A 19,173-nucleotide genomic window follows, 5' to 3' on the forward strand; every position below is an offset into this window, starting at 1 on the left:
TGACCATACTGGGGACATGACCCCCGTCCGCACCGGCCAGGCCCCCGATCCGCTGACCCGCGAGGCCTTCGGCGAGCGCTACCGTCGCCGGTTCACCGACCCGGCCTTCGACCCCGAACGCGAGGCCATCGCCCGCCTGGAGGCCATCGCCTGGGACGCCTACCAGGAGGGCCGCAAGGCCCCCCACACCCGCAAGGCCGGCCCGGAGTTCGCCGATCCCTCGTACGACCTGTCGGTCGAATGGCTCGACACCCGCGACCGACTGCGTGCCGCCCAGGCCCGCTGGCACGACCCCGCGGCGCCGTCCCGCGTGCTGCTGGTCAACGGCAGCGCCCGCAACGACGGCACCTGCCCGGGCGAGATTTCCAAGACCTGGCGCCTGACCCGGGCCGTGCGGGACACGCTGGCGTCCGACGGCATCGAGACCGACGTGCTCGACCTGAGCCTCGTCACCTCCGAATTCGGCCGCCAGATCCACCCCTGCAAGGGCTGCGTCGCGACCGCCATGCCACTGTGCCACTGGCCGTGCAGCTGCTACCCCAACCACGCGCTGGGCCAGGCGGATGACTGGATGGCCGAGATCTACGAGCGCTGGGTGGCGGCCCACGGCGTGATCCTGCTGGCGCCCACGTACTGGTACCAGTCGCCAGGACAGCTCAAGCAGATGATCGACCGCCTCGTCTGCGCCGATGGCGGCAACCCCGACCCCACCACCACCCACGGGAAAAAGCCCGAAGAGGCCAAGCAGCTCGAGCTGGCCGGCTGGGGCTACCCGAAACACCTGGCCGGCCGGGTCTACGGCGTGGTGGTGCACGGCGACGTGGCCGGCATCGAGGGCCACCGCCGCAACCTCACCGACTGGCTCGACTGGATGGGCCTCGTGGACGCGGGCGACAAGGCCCGCCTCGACCGCTACGTGGGCTACTACGGGCCCTACGCCACGAGCCACGAATCGCTCGACCAGGACACCGCCTTCCTCGCGGAAGTGCACAACGCCGCCAGGGCTGTCGCCCTCGCGGTGCGCGAATTGCGCGAACATCAGCTTTCCGATCCGGGTGCGCAGCTCGCGGACCCGCGGCCCAAGTGATCCCCACCGCCCAAGGAGTTGCCCATGACCGAAAAGACCGCCACCGTCCACTGGGAGGGCCCTGGCAAGAAGGGGCAAGGCCAGATCAGCACCGAAACCGCGGCGCTGAAGGCCTATCCCTATGGCTTCGGCAGCCGCTTCGGCGACGACCGCACCGGATCGAACCCGGAGGAACTGCTGGGGGCCGCCCATGCCGCCTGCTTCACGATGGCGTTCTCGTTCGCCTGCGAAAAGGCGGGTTTCGCCACCGTCTCGGTGGACACGCGGGCCAGCGTGCGCCTGGCCCAGCAGGGCGACGGCTTCCTGATCGACCGCATCGCCCTCACGCTGTCGGCCAAGGTGCCCGGCCTCGACGAGGCGCAGTTCCAGCAGCTGGCCGCCGGCGCCAAGCAGAACTGCCCGCTGTCCAAGGCCCTGGCCTCGGTCCCCAACATCACGCTGTCGGCCACCCTGCTCGACTGACCCACCCGGAGGAAGCGCGCATGAACACGAACGCCGAACACGCCCAGGAGATCGAGGACATCTACCGCCTGCTGCTGAAGGGCATCGGCCACGAGCGGGTCACCGAACACAACGTCTTCGCACTGATCCGCCGTGCCGAGATGGACAACCACCCGGTGCTGGTGGAGGAACTGCGGGAGTGGCGCGCCGACTGACGGGCGCCCGGCCCGGCGGAAATCCCCGGGATTGACAGGTCTTGCCGACTCCATAAAGTTCGAGGAAGAGCCCTTGCCGTGCGTGTATGGCGAGGGCCCGTCAACCGACAGCGTTGCCAGGGAGGTGACCGGGTTTGGCAACGAGCAGCTACCTCGCGCGGGTCGCCCGACGATTCCGCTTTTCCGCACTGGCCTTCACGCTTTTCGCGATGGCCGCGGTGGCCTACGCCATCACGGCCTATGCGGGATATCGCGGCGTGCGCGAGATGGCCGCGCTGGACGACGCGCGCCAGCACGAGTCCACCACCCTGCTGCTGCTCCAGCGCACCCTCGGCACCCTCGTCGACCTGGAGACCGGGCAGCGCGGCTTCATCCTCAGCGGCCGCGACGAATTCCTGCAGCCCTTCGTCACCGCCCGGGCCGAACTGCAGCGCCTGCAGCCCTCTCTGGGCGCCTACATCGACGGATCCGGGTCGGCCCCCGTGCGCACGATGCGGCCCGCCATCGACCGGCTGATCGCGCAGCGCGTGGCCGCGGCGGAGGAAACGATCGCGCACCGCCGCGAGAACGACTACGAACCGCGGCGCGACCTCGTCGACCACATCAAGGCCAAGCAGCTGATGGACGAACTGCGCAGCGAGTTCGCCACGCTCGAGGCCTACCAGACCGCGGTGCTCGAACGCCGCCGCAACGACAGCGAGGATGTGGCCGCCGTCACGTCGACGCTGGTCGGGGCCCTGACCGCCGGCGGTTCGGTGCTGATGGGGGGAGCGCTGTGGCTGCTGTGGCGCGAGCGGCGCCTGCGCGACGAGGCCGATGCCGCCGTGCGGGTCGCGCGCGAACGCCTCGAGCACCAGGTGACGGAACGCACCGAGGCGCTCAGCGAGGCCATGGTGCGCATCCAGTCGTTCGCGGGCCAGCTCGACCACCGCATCGAGGAGGAGCGCCGGCGCCTCTCGCGCGAGGTGCACGATCAGCTGGGCCAGATCGCCACGGTTGCCAAGCTGGTCGTCGGCGACCTCGCCCGCGCGCACCCCGAGCTGCCCGAGGAGCACGTGGGCCAGATCACCGGCCTGCTCGACGAGGCCATCCGCATCACCCGGCGCATCGCCGGCGAGCTGCGCCCCCCGATGCTCGACGACCTCGGCCTCGGCGCCGCCGCGTCGCACCATGTGCGCTCGGTGGCCGCGCTCGGCAAGCTCGAGACCCGGGTCGAGATCGCCGGCGACGAACACCTGCCGCCGGACCGCGCCAACCAGATCTTCCGCATCCTGCAGGAGGCCACCACCAACGTGCTGCGCCACGCGGGGGCCACGCACCTCGCCGTGCGTGGCCGGGTGGAGGGACGCCACTACCGCTTCGACGTCGAGGACGACGGCGTGGGCCCGGTGGACATGCGCGCCGACGCGAGCGGCGTGCGCAACATGCGCGAGCGGGCCGCGCTGGTCGGCGGGTCGCTGCAGTTCGGCCCGAGGCCGCACGGCGGCACCCGCGTCACGGTTCGGGTTCCCCTGGAGACGGTGCCACGATGAGATTCCTGCTGGTCGAAGACCACCCCATCATGCGGCTCGGCGAGCGGCAGCTGATCCTCAACGCCTGGCCCGACGCGGTCGTCGCCGAGGGCGCCACGCTCGCCGAGGGGCTGGCCCGGCTGGCCGAGACCGGCCCGTTCGACGCCATCGTGATGGACCTCGCCCTGCCCGACACCACCGGCACCGACGGCGTGACCACGATGCTGCGCGCCGCGCCCGGCACGCCGATGCTGGTGCTCAGTTTCAACGCCGAATCCGCCTACGCCGCTCGGCTGCTGCAGCTGGGCGTGGCCGGCTACCTGCCGAAGGACCGGGCCGGCGACGAGCTGGTGGAGGCCCTGCTGCGCCTGGTGCAGGGCCGCCGCTACGTCACCGCGTCGATGGCGGACCACCTCGTCGACCTGCTGGGTGGCCGGGCCAGCCACAGCCTGCCGCACCAGACGCTGTCCGAGCAGGAGTACCGCGTGATGCTGGCCATCGCCTCGGGCCAGGCCCCGGCCCAGACGGCCTCGACGATGGGGGTGTCCGTGAAGACGATCGGCACGTACCGCACCCGGCTGCTCAACAAGATGAAGGTCCGCACCAACGTCGAACTCGCGAAGTACTGCCTGCAGCACGGCCTGACCGACGAGGTGTGAAGCAGCCCGATCCGACACACGTGTCGGTGGATTGCCCACACCGCACACGGGTCGGCGCCGGCTGTCCGGGAAACGTTGGATCCCGTAAGCTCCCATCTCAAGCGGTACCTCCCATGAACATCGTCGTCGTCGAAGACTCTCCCGTGATGCAGCGCGTGCTGCTCTCCCAGCTGGCCCGCGTGCCCGGCCTGAACGTCGTCGGCCTCGCCAGCGGCGAACCCGAAGCCATCGAACTCATCGGGCGCGTGCGCCCCGACCTCGTGCTGCTCGATCTGTTCCTCTCGCCGGGCCACGGGCTCAAGGTGCTCGAGGCCGTCCGCCGCGCGGACAACCCCGTCAAGGTGCTCGTGCTCTCCAACGAGATGATCCACGAGGAGTACCGCCAGCTCGGCGAGAAACTCGACGTGCTCGCCTTCCACGACAAGGGCGAGGGCCTCGGCCGCCTGCTGGCCGACCTGCACCGCGTGGTGGCCGAACACACGCTGCCGCCGGCCTGAACGACCGCCCGGACCGCTGTCGGCGAATCACCGACACGCCGCATCGATCACCGCACGCGTACACGGCCAAACCCGTTCACGGCGCACCGAATCGCGCCAGCTTCGCGAAACGCCCCGCCTCGACACACTCCCGACCATCTGAAAAAACACGCGCCCGGCGAGGGGCGCGGATGGCAAGGAGTCTGCGATGAACAAGGTTTGGGTCACGGCCCTGATCACCTTCCTGATGGGCCTCTTCGGCTCGACCGCCGACGCGGCCGGCGCACCCGACGTGGTGCTGGCCGCGTACCGCGTCGTGGCGCTGCCCGCCCCGGTCGACGGCAGGCCCGCCGAACGGCTGCAGCCGCTCGGTGACGTGCGCCCCGGCGACACCGTCGAGTACGAGGCCGTCTACCGCAACCCGACCGCCGCCCCCGCACGCGACGTGAAGCTCACGCTGCCGGTGCCCGCCGGCGGCCTGCAGTACCTGGCCACCACCGCCACGCCGGCCGCCACCAGCGCCAGCCTCGACGGCCGCACCTTCGAACCCCTGCCCCTCGTGCGCACCGTGACGCTGCCGGACGGCCGCACGGCGCGCCGCGAGGTGCCCGCTTCCGAGTACCGCTTCCTGCGCTGGAACCTCGGCGACCTGCCCGCGGGCAGCACCCGCACCGTGCGCGCGCGCATGCAACTGCCCGCCGTCGCCCGCTGAGATCCACCACCATGCTGAACTTCCGCATTCCTTCCCTGCTGCTGGCCGTGGTGCTGGTGGCCGCGTCCGCCGCGCTTCCGGCCCTCGCCGCCGCCCCGGCCGGATCGCAGATCGGCAACCAGGCGTCGGCCACCTACGCCGACGGCGCCGCGGTCACCCGCACCGTCACGTCGAACACCGTGATCACCACGGTGCAGCAGGTCGCGAGCCTGAGCTTCACCGCCAACGGCACGAAGACCGTCTCGGCCGGCGGCCAGGTCTACTACCCGCACACAATCACCAACACCGGCAACGGCCCCGACACGTTCACGCTCGCCGCCACCCCGCAGGCGAGCACCTTCTCGTTCGCCACGTTCGTCTACTACGCCGATGCCAACGGCGACGGCGTGCCCGACAACGCCGTGCCCATCACCACGACGGGCCAGCTCGCCGCCGGCCAGGTCTTCCACCTGGTCGCGGCCGGTGTGGTGCCGCCCACCGCGGTCGCCGGCAACACCAACACCATGCTGCTGACCGCCACGAGCGGCTTCGCCGGCGCCACGAACGCCACCGTCACCGACGTGACCACGGTGACCGGCCAGGCCGTCGTGCACACGACGCAATCGATCGACCTCGCCGCCGGTCCGTCGCCGTCGACCAGCTCGCGCACCATCACGATCACGTACACCAACACCGGCAACACCACCGCGACGAACGTCGTGCTGACCGACCTGATCCCGTCCGGCATGACGTACGTGGCCAACTCCGGCCGCTGGAGCGTGACCGGCGCGGGCACGCAGCTGAGCGACGCCGACAGCACCGACAACCAGAGCGGCATCGTCTACGACCAGGGCGTGACCGTGGCCAACCGCGTGACCGCGAAGATCGCCTCGGTGGCCCCGGGCGCGAGCGGCACGGTGTCCTTCAAGGTCAACGTGAACGGCAGCCTGCCTGCCGGCGCGAACGCCGCCACCCTGGTCACCGGCACCTTCGCGTACCACGACGGCGCCGCCCCGGTGACGGCCTCGGCCGTCAATCCCGTGCAGTACACCGTGCTGGGCGCGGCGGCCGTCTCGCTGACCGGCGGTGCCGCGGTGCCCACCGCCACGCAGGGCGGCACCGTGGTCTTCACGAACACGGTGACCAACCTCGGCAACACCACCGACAGCTTCGACCTCACCACCAGCGGCTCGACCTTCCCGGCCGGCACCACGTTCCAGTTCTTCCAGGCCGACGGCGTGACCCCGCTCGTCGACACCAACGGCAACGGCACACCCGACAGCGGCCCGCTCGCCGCCGGCGCCTCGGTCAACGTGGTGATCCGTGCGACGCTGCCGCCCGGCGCCTCCGGCAGCGCGGGCTACGCAGTGCAGTCCAACGCGCGCTCGAAGCTCGATGCCACGCAAGTCGCCACGGCCGCCAACACGCTCACCGCCATCTCGGGCAACACGCTCGACCTGACGAACGACACCGCCGGCCCCGGCGCGCTCGGCTACGGCCCCGGCGCCGAGGCGCTGCCGGTCGCCACGCTGCCCGTGCAGCCCGGCGCCACGGTGCGCTTCACGCTCGTGACCGCCAACGGCGCCGGTTCGCCCGACACCTTCGGCCTGCAGGCCAGCACCGACGTGAACTTCGCATCGCAGACCCTGCCCGCCGGCTGGACCGTGGTGTTCCGGGACGCGGGCAACGCCGTCATCGACAACACCGGCGTGGTAGGCGCCAGCAGCCAGAAGACCGTCTACGCCGACGTCACCGTGCCAGCCGGCGCCGCCGCGGGCACGACGCAGCTGTACTTCCGCGCGCTGTCGGCCGCCACCGGCGTCTCCGACAAGCTCCACGACGCCGTCACCGTGGGCACGGTCCGCGCGCTGACGCTGTCGCCGAACCACAGCGGCCAGGTCGTCGCGGCCGGCACCGTCGTGTACGTGCACACGATGACCAACGCGGGCAACGTGCTCGAAGGCGACGGGGTCGCCAGCACCGGCGCGCTCGCCGCCGTCGATGCGGGCCCGGGCTTCTCGTCGGTCGTCTACTGGGACCGCAACAACGACGGCACGCTCGACCCGACCGACCCGGTCGTCACGTCGCTCGCCGCACTCACGGGCGGCACGAACGGCGCCAGCACCGCCGCCGGCCTGGAGCCGGGCGAGACGGCCCGCCTGTTCGTCAAGGTCACCGCGCCCGCCTCGGCCGTGCCGTCGACGTCCAACGTGACGACGCTGACCGCCACGCTCACCGGCACGATCGGCGGCATCGCCGCCCCGGCCGCGACCGCGGTCACCGACAGCACGAACGTGATCGCCTCGCAGGTCACCCTGGTCAAGACGCAGGCCCTCGACGCCGGCTGCGACGGCACGGCGGACACCGCGTACGCGGTCAGCGCCATCCTGTCCGGCGCGGCGCCTGGCGGCTGCATCCGCTACGAGATCACCGCGACGAACGTGGGCCCGGTGACCGTCACCGGCCTCGTGCTGAACGACGCCACGCCCGCGTGGACCGTCTACAGCGCGACCGTGCCCGCCGCCGTGACCTCGGGTTCGGTGACCGCACCCGCCAACGGGGCCGCCGGTTCCGTGCAGGCCACGGTGGGTTCGCTGGCCCCGGGGGCAAGCGTGGTGCTGCGCTTCGGCGTGCGCATCACGCCGTGACGGGGCGGAGGCGGGACCGCGATGAGCCGGCTCGTCCAGCGCCTCCTCCGGGAGGCGGGGAGAACCCTGGCCGCGAGTTTCGCCGCCCTGTGCCTCGCAGCCCCCGCCGCGAGCGCCATGCGCACCATCCAGCGTGACGCCTCGCTGAACTACCTCGACCCGCTGACCGGCAGCCAGGCCTCGGTGTGGTCCAACGAGGTGATGGCCGAGGTGCCCGCCGCCCCCGCCACGATCCGCTTCTTCACCGACCGCACCTTCGCCCGCCAGGCCAGGGCCACGAGCGTCGGCGCCTCGCTGTTCCTGCAGGCGGACGCCGCGGCCTGCAACGCCGATCCGCACATCGCCGAGACCGCGACCATCGCGGTGCAATCGTGGACCACCGGCACCACGCACACCGTGACCGTGGTCGAGACGGCGCCGAACTCCGGCGTCTTCCGCACGGCCGCCCCGTCGCCGCAAGGGCCCGCGCTGCGCAGCGTCGCCGCCCCCTCGACCGGCATCGCCGACGACACCCTCACCGCGAGCCTCTCCGGCTGCGAGCTCGCGCCGAGCGAGGTCAAGGCCGACATCCTCGTCGACCCGAGCGGCATCGTCTTCAACCGTCTGCGCAACACGCCCATCCGCGGCGTCTGGGTCACGCTGATCGACGTGTCCGGCACCACCAACGGCGGACTCACCAACGACCCGGCGGTGATCTACGACCACGATGGGGTCACCCGCTCGCCGAGCACCGTGCAGACCGACGCGGAGGGCCGCTTCTCGTTCGGCCTCGTGCCCGCGGGCCGGTACCGCATCGAGGTCGGCGTGCCGCGCCAGTACCAGCGTTCGCCGGACACCGCGATGCCGGAGATGCCCGCGGGACGCCGCATCGCGGCGGACGCCTCGTTCGGCCAGCAGTTCGAAAGCACCTCCGACATGGGGGCCGTGCGCTTCGACGTGCCGCTCGATCCGCTGCCGATGGGCCTCAGCGTGCAGAAGACCGTCTCGCGCACCGCGGCCGAGGTGGCGGAGTCGGTCGACTACACCCTCGTCACGAAAAACGTGGGCCAGGTCGACCTCGACGACGTGGTGCTCCACGACACGCTGCCCGCCGGCTTCGCGCTCGTGCCCGGAAGCACCCGCATCGACGGCCGGCCCGCGGCGGACCCCGCCGGCCTGCCCGGCCGCGCCGTGCGATTCGACACGGGCCGGCTCGGCTCCGACCAGGGCCGCACCGTCCAGTACCGCACGGTGCTGCGCACCACCGCCCTGCGCGGCGACGGCATCAACCGCGTGGTGGCCCGCGCCACGAGTCCCGAGGTCGTCGCGAGCAACGAAGCCACCGCCACCGTCACCGTGCTGCCCGGCGTGTTCACCGAGGACACCACGGTGCTCGGCACCGTCTTCGCCGACTGCGATGCCAACGGCCTCAAGGGCGCGGACGAACCGGGCGTGCCAGGCGTGCGCCTGCTGATGGAGGACGGCACCTCGGTCGTCACCGACGGCCAGGGCCGCTACAGCCTCTACGGCATCAGCCCCAAGACCCACGTGCTGAAGATCGACCGCACGACACTGCCCCCGGGCGCCGAACCCCTGGCGACCTCGCAGCGCCATGCCGGCGACGGGTCGAGCCGATTCGTCGACCCGCGCAAGAGCGAACTGCAGCGCGCCGACTTCGCGCTGGGCGGCTGCGGCACGGCCCTGCGCGAGGCCATCGCGGCGCGGTCGGGTGCGTCGGCCACCGACCGCGAGCTGCGCCTGTCGCTGCGCACGGACCTGGCGCTCACTCGCGCCGCGAGCCCGGACGTCAAGGCACTGCCGGCGAGCGGCACCGTCGGCGACCTCGGTCCCGCCGCCGCCGCACCCGCGGCATCGCCCGCCAGCGCACCCGTCGCCGACCAGGCCGCTCCGCAGGGCCTCGCGATCCTCGGCCTCGCCGAGGGCGACGTGCTGCCCGGCAAACCGTTGTCGCTGCGGGTCCAGTCGCGCGCAGGGGCCCCGGCGAAGCTGCTCCTGAACGGCGTGGCCGTGGGCGAGGACCGCATCGGCGAACGGTCGGTCGACCCCGCGCGGGACACCGAGACCCGTGAATTCGTCGGCCTCGTGCTGCCGGCCGGCGCCACGACCCTCACGCTCGTGCAGTCGGACCCGTTCGGCAACGAACGCGAGCGCCGCGAGGTGCACGTGAAGGTGGCCGGTGCGCTCGCCGCCGTGAACCTGTCGCCGGCCCTGCCGAAGGCGCCCGCCGACGGCGAGACCTTCGTCCCGGTCACGCTGTCGCTCACGGACCGCGACGGCCTGCCCGTGGCCGAGCGCCACCCGGTCACGCTCGACACGACCCTCGGCGACTGGGACGTGCTGGACCTCGACCCGGTGCGCCCCGGTGTGCAGACCTTCGTCGACGGCCCGTCGGCCACGTTCCGGCTGCGCGCGCCGGCCTCGGCCGGCCGCGCCGACCTGCAGGCCGCCGTCGGCCTCTTCACGGCGACCGCCCGTGCGGACTTCACCGCGCCGCTGCGCCCGATGGTGATGGCCGGCATCGTCGAAGGGGTGCTGAACTTCCGCAAGCTCGACACGAAGTCGGTGGTGCCCGCGCTGCCCGGCGACGGCTTCGAGCAGGAGCTGCGCACGTACGCGACGAGCGGCGACACCACGCTCGACGGCCGCGCCGCCGTGTTCCTCAAGGGCAAGGTGCTCGGAGAACACCTGCTGACCCTCGGCTACGACTCCGACAAGGACAGCCACCAGCGCCTCTTCCGGGACATCCAGCCCGACACGTTCTACCCGGTCTACGGCGACGACGCGGTCAAGGGCTTCGACGCGCAGTCGACGAGCCGCCTCTACGTGAAGCTCGAGAAGGACAAGTCCTCGCTGCTGTACGGCGACTTCACGACGCAGGCGCCCGTGCCGGCCCGCCAGCTGGGCAGCTACCAGCGCAGCCTCACCGGCCTGCGCCAGCACCTCGAGACCGACCGCGTGACGGCCAACCTCTTCGCGAGCCGCGACAGCGCGCGCCAGGCCGTCGTCGAGCTCCTCGCCGTCGGCACCTCGGGCCCGTTCCTGCTCGGCAACGGCCGTGCGCTCGCGAACAGCGAACGCGTCGAGGTGCTCGTGCGCGACCGCAACCAGCCGGCCGTCGTGCTGTCGGTGACGCCGAAGGTGCGTTTCGCCGACTACGACTTCGAACCGCTCTCCGGCAGCCTGCTGTTCCATGCGCCCGTCCCGAGCGTCGACGCGAACCTGAACCCGGTGTCGATCCGCGTGACGTACGAGGTCGAGCAGGACGGCGAGAAGTTCCTCGTCGCCGGCGGCGACGTGCAGTTCGCGGTGACCGACACCGTCGAGGTGGGCGCGGCCGCCGTGCGCGACCTGAACCCGCTGCAGGCGCAGACGCTCTCCAGCGTCAACGGCACGTGGCGGGCCGGCCCGCGCACCACCGTCGTCGCCGAGGCCGCGCAGCTGCTCCACGACGACCTGGGCACGGGGGGCGCGCAGCGCGTCGAGGTCACGCACCAGGATCCCGCCGGCCTGCAGCTGCGCGCGTTCGCGGGCCGCAGCGACCTCGGCTTCACGAACCCGTCGTCGTCGCTCGCCGCCGGCCGCCGCGAAGCCGGCCTGAAGGCCAGCCAGCCGATCGACACCCGCACGCGGCTGACCGCCGACGTGCTGTCGAGCGGCGACGAGGCCGGCCACACCCGCCGCGACGGCGTGCTGGCCGGCGTCGAGCACAGCTTCGGCCAGGGCAGCAAGGTGGAGGCCGGCGTGCGCTGGGTCGAGGACCACCCGCTGCCCGGCGCGAAGGCCAACGACACCCGCAGCGTGCGCGTGAAGGCCGGCACTCTCGTGCCGGGCCTGCCGAAGGTCTCCGTGTACGGCGAGGCCGAGCAGGACGTGACCGACGGCGACAAGCGCCTGCTGGCCGTCGGCGGCGAGTACCAGTTGCCGAACCAGGGCCGCGTCTACGCGCGCCACGAGATCATCTCGTCGCTCGGCGGCCCGTTCCTGCTCGACCCCACGCAACGCCGCAACACCACCGTGATCGGGGTCGACGGCGACGTGATGACCGACGGCCGCCTGTTCGGCGAGTACCGCGGCCGCGACGCCTTCGGCGACCGCGAGACCGAGGCCGCGATCGGCCTGCGCAACCGCTGGCGCCTCGCCGAGGGCCTGCGCCTGAACACCTCGTTCGAACGGGTCAGCGCGCTCAGCGGCCCGGCCACGAACGACAGCGTCGCGCTCACCGGCGCCATCGAATACACCGCGAACCCGCTGTGGAAGGGCACCGCGCGCCTGGAGGCCCGCCACGCCACCGCCGGCGACACGTTCCTCTCGACGCTCGGCCTCGCCCGCAAGCTCGATGCCGACTGGACCGCGCTCGCGAAGAACACGTACGCCACCGCGCACACCGACGGCCAGCCCACCCGCATCCAGGAACGCTTCCAGATGGGCATGGCCTACCGCGACACCGCGACCAACCGCGCCAACGGCCTCGGCCGCTACGAGTTCCGCCGCGACAGCGGCCTCTCGGCCGGCGACCTCGCCCGCCGCGTGCACGTGGTGTCGACCCATGCCGACTGGCAGGCGGCACGCCACACGACCCTCACCGGCATGTTCGCCGCGAAGTGGGTGCAGGAGACCGGCGGCGGCCTCGCGCTCTCGCACCGCGCCCAGATGACCTCGCTGCGCGCCGGCCATGACCTCGGCGACCGCTGGGACCTCGGCGTGGCACTGCGCCTGCTGACCGACGGCACGTTCTCGAACCGGCAGCAGGGCGCGGGTGTCGAGGGCGGCTACCGTGTGCAGGACCAGACCTGGGTCTCGGTGGGCTGGAACGCGAGCGGCTTCCGCGACCGCGACCTTTCGGAGGACCGCAGCACGCAGCGCGGCGCCTACGTGCGGCTGCGCATGAAGTTCGACGAATCGCTGCTCGGCGGGGTGTCGCTGTGAAGCGCCTCTGGCACGTGTGGCTCCTCGCGCTGGCGCTGCTGGCGGGCACGCCCGCCTTCGCCTGCACCACGGGCGGCTGCGTCGCCGCGGGCCCGCGCCTCGCGAGCGTCGACTCCACCCGCGGCGCGCTGCTCAACGCGCTGCTGGGCCGCCTGACCAACTCCACGCTGAGCGTGTCGGCGCTGGACTGGAACAGCGTCGCCACCGGGACGGTGAGCCTCGCGAAGACGGTGGGCGCGCTGCAGGCCGACCTCGCGCTGTCGACGCCGGTGAACGCGCTGAACGCGAACACCACGCTCGCCAAGATCGTCGGCGCCGCGGCCACCGCCGCGACGCAGGACGGCAAGACCACGCTCGCCACATCGCTCGGGCAGGTGGCCACCGCGCTCACGCCCCTGTCGGGCCAGATCAAGCTCGGCGACCTGCTCACCTCGGACGGCGGCCTCGGCAACACCACGATCAACGCGCTGCAGCTCGTCACCGGTGCCATCCAGCTCTACAACAGCAAGAACGTGCTGACGACGCCCACGACGATCACGATCGCCGGCGCCGACCTCGGCCTGCTCGGGCTGAAGCTCGCGAACCTGTCGCTCGCGGCGCAGGTCGTCGAACCGCCGGTCTACGTGTGCGGTCCCACCGGGTCGGCCTTCCACACGGCCACGGTGCGCATCAAGCTCGGCATGGACCTGCTCGGCGTGAACCTCAACACCGGCCTGCTGGCGGCCATCCCGCTCGTCAACACGGTGTCGCTGAACGTCAACCGGCTGGACCTGTACCTCGAGGTGGCGCGGGGCGACGGCACGATCGGCGCCGTCGACGCGATCGCGAACGTGTTCGGCGTGCAGGCGAAGCCGGGCCTCGCCGACATCTACCTCGGCATCATCCCCGACAACGTCTTCTTCAACCGCGGCCGCGCGCTGCAGGCGAGCGACGTGACCCCCGGCAACATCGCCGCGCTCACCATCAACGGCAGCGCCGTGGCCATCAAGGCCAAGGCCGTCGCGAAGGGGCAGACGCCGGGCACCTCCGCGCTGCAGTTCACCGGCCCCTACCCGCAGACCCTGACCGCCTACACCCAGACCGGCTTCGTCTCGGGCCTGCTGACGAGCCTGGTCAACAACATGACCCTCTCGATGACCCCGACCCTGCTCGGCCTCGAGACGGTCGTGCTCGACACGCTGAAGACGCTCTTCCAGCAGCAGCTCGTGCCGACCCTGCTGGACCTCGTCGCGTCGGTCGTGGATCCCCTGCTCGAGACGCTGGGCGTGCGGCTGGGCGAGGTGGACGTGACGGCGGGCGGTACGATGAACCTGTGCTCGCTCAACGGCTGCGTGTACGCCGACGCCAACCACTCGGCCGTGCAGGACAGCGGCGAGTCGGGCACGGGGCTGACCCTCTACGCGAAGCTCGTCGACCCGGCCAAGCCCGCGGGCCCGGCCATCGCCGTCGTGCCGGTCAACACCAGCACCGGCGTCTTCACCTTCACCGGCGTGCAGGCGACGAACTGGACCCTGGTGGTCAATGGCGACGCCACGACGGCCGTCGTGGCCCCGGCCGTGCCAGCGGGCTGGGTCGCGACCCACGCACCGGCCCTCACCCTGCCGGTCTCGATGAACAACGACTCGACGTACGCCCGCTTCGGCCTCTACAACGGCAGCAAGGTGAGTGGTGCCGTGTTCAACGACAACGGCTCGGGGGGCGGCACCGCGAACAACGGCCTGAAGGAGAGCGGCGAGTCGCCGGTGGTGGGCGGGACCGTGAAGGCGATCGACGGCGCCAGCGCCGTCGTGCTGGACACCGCCACGACCGGCGACGCCGGCACGTACACGCTGTGGGTGCCGGCGACGGCGACGTCGGTGAAGGTCACGCAGGCCGCCGTCGCGACGTGGGTGTCGACCGGCGGCAGCCCTGGCACGTCGGGCGGCGCCTACGTGCTGGCCACCGACACCACGACGTTCTCGCACACCACCGCCGGCCAGACCGTGACCGGCGTGAACTTCGCCGACGTGCCGGCGAGCCGCCTCGAGACGGAAGGCCAGCAGTCGGCCGCGCCGGGTGGCGCGGTGTTCTACCCGCACAGCTTCACGGCGGGCACCGCCGGGTCGCTGACACTGTCGGCCTCACCCGCCTCGGCCACGCCAGGCTGGGGCCAGACGGTGTTCCGCGACACCAACTGCGACGGCAGGCTGGACGCCGGCGAGACGCAGGTCACCGCCCCCATCGCCGTCACCGCGGACCAGCGCGTGTGCGTGCTCGTGAAGGTCGCGGTGCCGGCCACGGCTAGCCAGGGGCAGAAGCAGACGCTGGACGTGGGCGCCTCGCTCGCGCTGTCGAACCACACGCTGGTGCTCGACCACCACCGCACGGACCTCACGCTGGTGGGCCAGCCGAACGACACCGGGCTGCGCCTCACGAAAACCGTGGACCGCAGCGCCGCGAAGACCGGCGACACGCTCGTCTACACGATCACGTACCTCAACCAGGGGCCGACACCGCTCAGCGGCCTCAAGGTGCACGACGCGACCCCGGCGTACACGCTGATGGCCACCGCGGCGTGTGGCACAAGCCCGTCGCCGCTCGTGTGTTCCGTGGCTGCCAAGCCCGCCCCCGGCGCCACCGGCGCGGTGCAGTGGACCTTCACCGGCGACCTGCCGAGCGGGGCCTCGGGCACCGTGACGTTCAGCGTCGTGGTGGATTGACCGGGCCCGTGAGGCGCAGGATCGCGGCCACCAGCGCATCCGGCCGCAACGGCTTGCCGCAGTGTTCGTCGAAGCCTGCGGCGAGCGCCGTTTCGCGGTCCTGCGGGCGCGCGAACGCGGTCAGCGCGATGACGGGGAGGTACGAGCCCGGCGCCTCCTGGCGGCGCAGCTCGCGCACGAACGCATAGCCGTCCTGGCCCGGCATGCCGATGTCGCTCACCAGCACGTGGGGCCTGGCGCCCGCGCGCAGGCGCTCCAGGCCGTCCGCGGCCGACGCAGCCGTGGTCACCCGTGCGCCCCGCTCGGAGAGGATCATCGTGAGCATCTCGCGCGCTTCCGGATCGTCGTCGACCACGAGCACCTCGAGTGCGGACAGCGCCTGCGTGGTGGGGTCGCGTTCGGGCACCACCCCCGGCATCGCGATGAGCCCGCTGGGCACCAGGCCTTCCGGGATCGTCACGGTGAACGTGGCGCCACGGCCCGGTCCTTCGCTGAAGGCCGTCACGCCGCCGCCGTGCAGTTCGGTGAGGTGCTTCACGATGGACAGGCCCAGGCCCAGGCCGCCGTGCGTGCGGTTGCTGCCCGAGTCGCCCTGCGTGAAGCGCTCGAAGAGCAGGTCGGCGAACTCGGACTTGATGCCGATGCCATCGTCGGCCACCGACAGCGTGAGGTTCTGGTCATCCTGCCTTGCGGCGACGCGGATGCGGCCACCCGCGTTCGAGAACTTGATGGCATTCGTGAGCAGGTTCCAGACGATCTGCTGCAGGCGGGACGCATCGGCGTTCACCCGGCGCGTCACCGTGTCCATCAAGATCTCGATCTCGAGCGACTTGTCGCGCGCCGAGGCGCCGAGCGCGCCGACCGCGGTCTGCACCAGCTCCGGCACGTCCACCGGTTCGATGAAGAGCTGCAACTTGCCGAGGTCCATGCGGGACATGTCGAGGATGTCGGACACGAGCCGCGTCTGCACGTGGGCGTTGCGCTCGATGGAGTCGAGCCCTCGCGCCATCGACGCGTCGGCGTCGAGGCGCTTGAGCACGTGCACCCAGCTGACGATGGCGTTGAGCGGCGTGCGCAGCTCGTGCGACAGCACGGCGATGAATTCGTCCTTCGAGCGGTTCAGGCGTTCGGCCGCGGCACGCGCCGCCTGCTCGCGCTCCAGCAGGTCCTCGCGCTGGCGCTGCAGCGCGACGCGGTCGGAGATGTCGGTCGCGATCGCGAGCACCTGGCCCGGTTCGGCGTGGGCCGACAGGGTCCACTCCATCGGCACGTCCACACCCTGCGCGGACTGCAGCGGGAAGTCGCCGCGCCAGGCACCCGTGCGGGACTGCGCGAGCGCCACGTCCAGCACGGAGCGTGCCTCGGCGGGCACGAAGTCGGCGAGCGCCTTGCCGGTCACGTCCGCGGCCTCGCGGCCGAGCAGGGACAGCATGGCGGGATTGCAGTCGACGAAACGGCCATCGGCGTCGATCAGCGCGATGCCGCTCGAGGCCTGGTGGTAGATGGCGCGGAACCGGGCCTCGCTGCGCCGCATGCCTTCCTCGGCGGTGCGCGCGCGGATCAAGGCCTGCAGCGTGGCGACCAGCAACGCCGGCTCGGCCGGGTGGGTCATGTACGCGTCGGCGCCGGAATGCAGGCCGCGCACCTTGTCGGTGTCGCCGATGTACGCGGCCGACAGGTGGATCACCGGGATGCGCAGCGTGGCCGGCCGTTCGCGAAGCAGCTTGCACACCTCGAAGCCGTTCATGTCGGGCAGGTGAACGTCGAGCACCACGCCGGCCACGTGTTCGTCCGCCAGGGCGAGGGCTTCCTCGCCGGTGCCGGCCTCGCGCACGGTGAACCCCGCCGCCCGCAGCACCCGCGACGTCGAGTAGCGGGTCGCGGGGTTGTCGTCCACCACCAGCAGCTCGTGCAGCGGAGGCCCGTTCATGCCAGGCCTTCCGCGCGTTCGGGAGGGGGTGCGTCCGGCGCCCGCAGGCGAGCCGGGAGGGTCACGGAAAACGTCGAACCCTGCCCCAGTCCGCTCTGCAGCGCCACGCTGCCGCCGAGCAATTCGGCCAGCCGCTTGCTGAGCGACAGGCCGAGGCCGGTGCCGCGCAGGCGCTTCTGGATCGGCGAATCGACCTGAACGAAGTCCTGGAAGATGGCGTGATGGAACTCGGGCGCGATGCCGACCCCGGTGTCGGCCACAGAAAAGGTCACCGTACCGTCGCCGTTGCCTCGCGCGGCCACGCGCACCTCGCCACGAGCGGTGAACTTCAGCGCATTCGAGATGAAGTTGCGCAGGATCTGCGCGAGCTTGCGGTCGTCGTTGAACAGGGCGGCCACGCCGTCCGGTTCCTCGAACACCAGCACCACGTCCGGAGATGTCAGCACCGGCTTGAACATGCCGCGCAGCGCCGAGAACAGATCGACCAGTTCGAACCAGGCGGGCGAAATGGTGACGCGGCCGGCCTCCACCTTCGCGAGGTCGAGCAGGTCGTTGACCATCTCGTCGAACTCGGCCGAGGTGTCCTGGATGAACCGCACCTGGCGCTCCTGCTCGGCCGTGAGCGGGCCGTCCACGCGGTCCATCAGCAGCCGCGAGATGCTGCGGATGGAGCCGATGGGCGTGCGGAACTCGTGGCTCATGTAGGCGAGGAACCGGCTCTTGAGTTCGGTGGCCTCGCGCAGCGCCTCGGCCTGCGCGTCGAGTTCGGCGTACAGCGCCAGCACGCCGCGGTTGGTTTCCTCGAGTTCGGCCGTCAGGTCGTGGAGCTGCTGGCGCAGCGACTCGACCTCGTCGGGCGTGCCATCCGCCATCTCAGCCTCCCCGCCGTTTCAGCACGACGATGGTCGCGTCGTCGCGGCCACGGATCTGGTCGCGGGCGACCCAGGCGGCGACCAGCGCCGGATGGTGTTGCACCAGGTCGGTGGCGTCGCCCAGGGCCCAGCGGGTGGCGAACCCGTCGGAATGCAGCACGAGGACCGCGTGGGGCGGCCACTCGTACGCCACGTCCTGCAGCTTGCGGATCTGCACACCCACCGTGCCGTGCTGGGACATCAGCGAGCGGTCTCCCAGGCCGGAGATGATGCGTCCGGCAATGTTGCCCACGCCGGCGAACGTGATCGTGCCGGCGCCGGGGTCCGCCTCGGCGAGCGCTGCCGCGGCGCCCCGGGTGGCCCTCAGCGCCTGGTGCATGCGTTCCAGGAGATGGCTCGGCGGTCCATCGGGTGCCCCGGCGAGCACCGCGACGGCGGCGTCGGCCGCTTCCATCGCCTGCGGCCCGTGGCCCAGGCCGTCGGCGACGAGGAGCAGCCATCGGCCGTCCCGTGGCACCAGCGACCAGTTGTCTCCGCACACATGCTCGCCCGGTGCCGGGATGCGCACCACGCCGGCCTCGACCGGTCCGGAGGCCCGCGGCGCGGCCCCATCGGCCGACAGCCGCGACAGCACCACGGTGCCACCCGGCGCGCGCGAGTAGATGTCGAACACCTGCGACAGGCGGCGCACCGCACCGAGCCCCTGGCCCGCCGTGCCGCCGGTGGAGAAACCATCGACAAGGCTCGCCCGGATGTCGCGGATCCCTGGCCCGACGTCCAGCGACATCACCTCCACCTGCACGCCCCCGTCATCGTCCTCGACGGCCCCCACGAGCAGCCGGCCCCCCTGGGCGTGCCGCACCAGGTTGTTGCCCAGTTCATTGACCACGAGCGCGACCCGTCCCGCGGCGACCTCGTCGAAACCGAACGACTCGGCCAGCCGCACCGCGTGGCGGCGCACTTCGCCGACACGGCTCGGCTCGGTGACGTCGAAGGCCGCGTGGCAATGGGATGCCAT

13 protein-coding genes are annotated in these 19,173 nt (G+C 71.8%); 10 read left to right on the forward strand and 3 right to left on the reverse strand.

The window, feature by feature from the left end; all coding sequences use genetic code 11:
- The first annotated feature begins 16 nt into the window (after nt 1-16).
- The 10 genes from A4W93_RS22645 (at nt 17) to A4W93_RS22685 (ending at nt 15,353) form a co-directional block, all read left to right on the forward strand.
- Nucleotides 17-1,087 carry a flavodoxin family protein gene (locus A4W93_RS22645; protein ID WP_085752760.1) on the forward strand — a complete coding sequence of 357 codons (1,071 nt, stop codon included), beginning with the start codon at nt 17-19 and terminating at the stop codon, nt 1,085-1,087.
- Nucleotides 1,088-1,111: 24 nt separating this feature from the next.
- Entirely contained in the window at nt 1,112-1,549 is a 438-nt protein-coding gene (locus A4W93_RS22650; protein WP_085752761.1) for an OsmC family protein, read from the forward strand.
- A 20-nt stretch (nt 1,550-1,569) separates the two neighbouring features.
- On the forward strand, nt 1,570-1,743 hold the full coding sequence (locus A4W93_RS29890) for a hypothetical protein (RefSeq protein ID WP_157131754.1): 174 nt from the start codon (nt 1,570-1,572) through the stop codon (nt 1,741-1,743).
- Between the two features lie 134 nt (nt 1,744-1,877).
- Complete coding sequence (locus A4W93_RS22655) at nt 1,878-3,275, forward strand: CHASE3 domain-containing protein (protein WP_157131755.1); 1,398 nt, start codon at nt 1,878-1,880, stop codon at nt 3,273-3,275.
- Nucleotides 3,272-3,913 carry a response regulator gene (locus A4W93_RS22660; protein ID WP_085752763.1) on the forward strand — a complete coding sequence of 214 codons (642 nt, stop codon included), beginning with the start codon at nt 3,272-3,274 and terminating at the stop codon, nt 3,911-3,913. The genes A4W93_RS22655 and A4W93_RS22660 overlap by 4 nt, the downstream gene beginning before the upstream one ends.
- Nucleotides 3,914-4,026: 113 nt before the next feature.
- The gene (locus A4W93_RS22665; protein WP_085752764.1) at nt 4,027-4,410 is read left to right on the forward strand and encodes a response regulator; all 384 of its coding nucleotides are present in this window, start codon (nt 4,027-4,029) and stop codon (nt 4,408-4,410) included.
- Nucleotides 4,411-4,597: 187 nt separating this feature from the next.
- Complete coding sequence (locus A4W93_RS22670; RefSeq protein ID WP_085752765.1) at nt 4,598-5,101, forward strand: DUF11 domain-containing protein; 504 nt, start codon at nt 4,598-4,600, stop codon at nt 5,099-5,101.
- 11 nt (nt 5,102-5,112) lie between these two features.
- Nucleotides 5,113-7,728 carry a beta strand repeat-containing protein gene (locus A4W93_RS22675; RefSeq protein WP_085752766.1) on the forward strand — a complete coding sequence of 872 codons (2,616 nt, stop codon included), beginning with the start codon at nt 5,113-5,115 and terminating at the stop codon, nt 7,726-7,728.
- Nucleotides 7,729-7,749: 21 nt separating this feature from the next.
- Nucleotides 7,750-12,654, forward strand: a complete 4,905-nt coding sequence (locus A4W93_RS22680; RefSeq protein WP_085752767.1) for a DUF11 domain-containing protein — start codon at nt 7,750-7,752, stop codon at nt 12,652-12,654.
- Complete coding sequence (locus tag A4W93_RS22685; protein ID WP_085752768.1) at nt 12,651-15,353, forward strand: DUF11 domain-containing protein; 2,703 nt, start codon at nt 12,651-12,653, stop codon at nt 15,351-15,353. Before A4W93_RS22680 ends, A4W93_RS22685 begins: the two co-directional genes overlap by 4 nt.
- On the opposite strand, the gene A4W93_RS22690 is transcribed toward A4W93_RS22685, so the two are convergent.
- Genes A4W93_RS22690 through A4W93_RS22700 form a run of 3 tightly spaced genes read right to left on the reverse strand, consistent with a single transcriptional unit; the run spans nt 15,334 to nt 19,173 of the window.
- Nucleotides 15,334-17,283: an ATP-binding response regulator gene (locus tag A4W93_RS22690; RefSeq protein WP_085752769.1), complete on the reverse strand. Its 1,950-nt coding sequence runs from the start codon at nt 17,281-17,283 to the stop codon at nt 15,334-15,336. The two genes, A4W93_RS22685 and A4W93_RS22690, sit on opposite strands and share 20 nt — an antisense overlap.
- Nucleotides 17,280-18,155, reverse strand: a complete 876-nt coding sequence (locus A4W93_RS22695; protein ID WP_085752770.1) for an ATP-binding protein — start codon at nt 18,153-18,155, stop codon at nt 17,280-17,282. Before A4W93_RS22695 ends, A4W93_RS22690 begins: the two co-directional genes overlap by 4 nt.
- Nucleotide 18,156: 1 nt before the next feature.
- A complete protein-coding gene (locus A4W93_RS22700; RefSeq protein ID WP_099959966.1) occupies nt 18,157-19,173 on the reverse strand; it encodes an ATP-binding protein in 1,017 nt (338 codons plus the stop codon).

Source organism: Piscinibacter gummiphilus, assembly GCF_002116905.1.
GTDB classification, from domain to species: Bacteria; Pseudomonadota; Gammaproteobacteria; order Burkholderiales; family Burkholderiaceae_C; genus Rhizobacter; species Rhizobacter gummiphilus.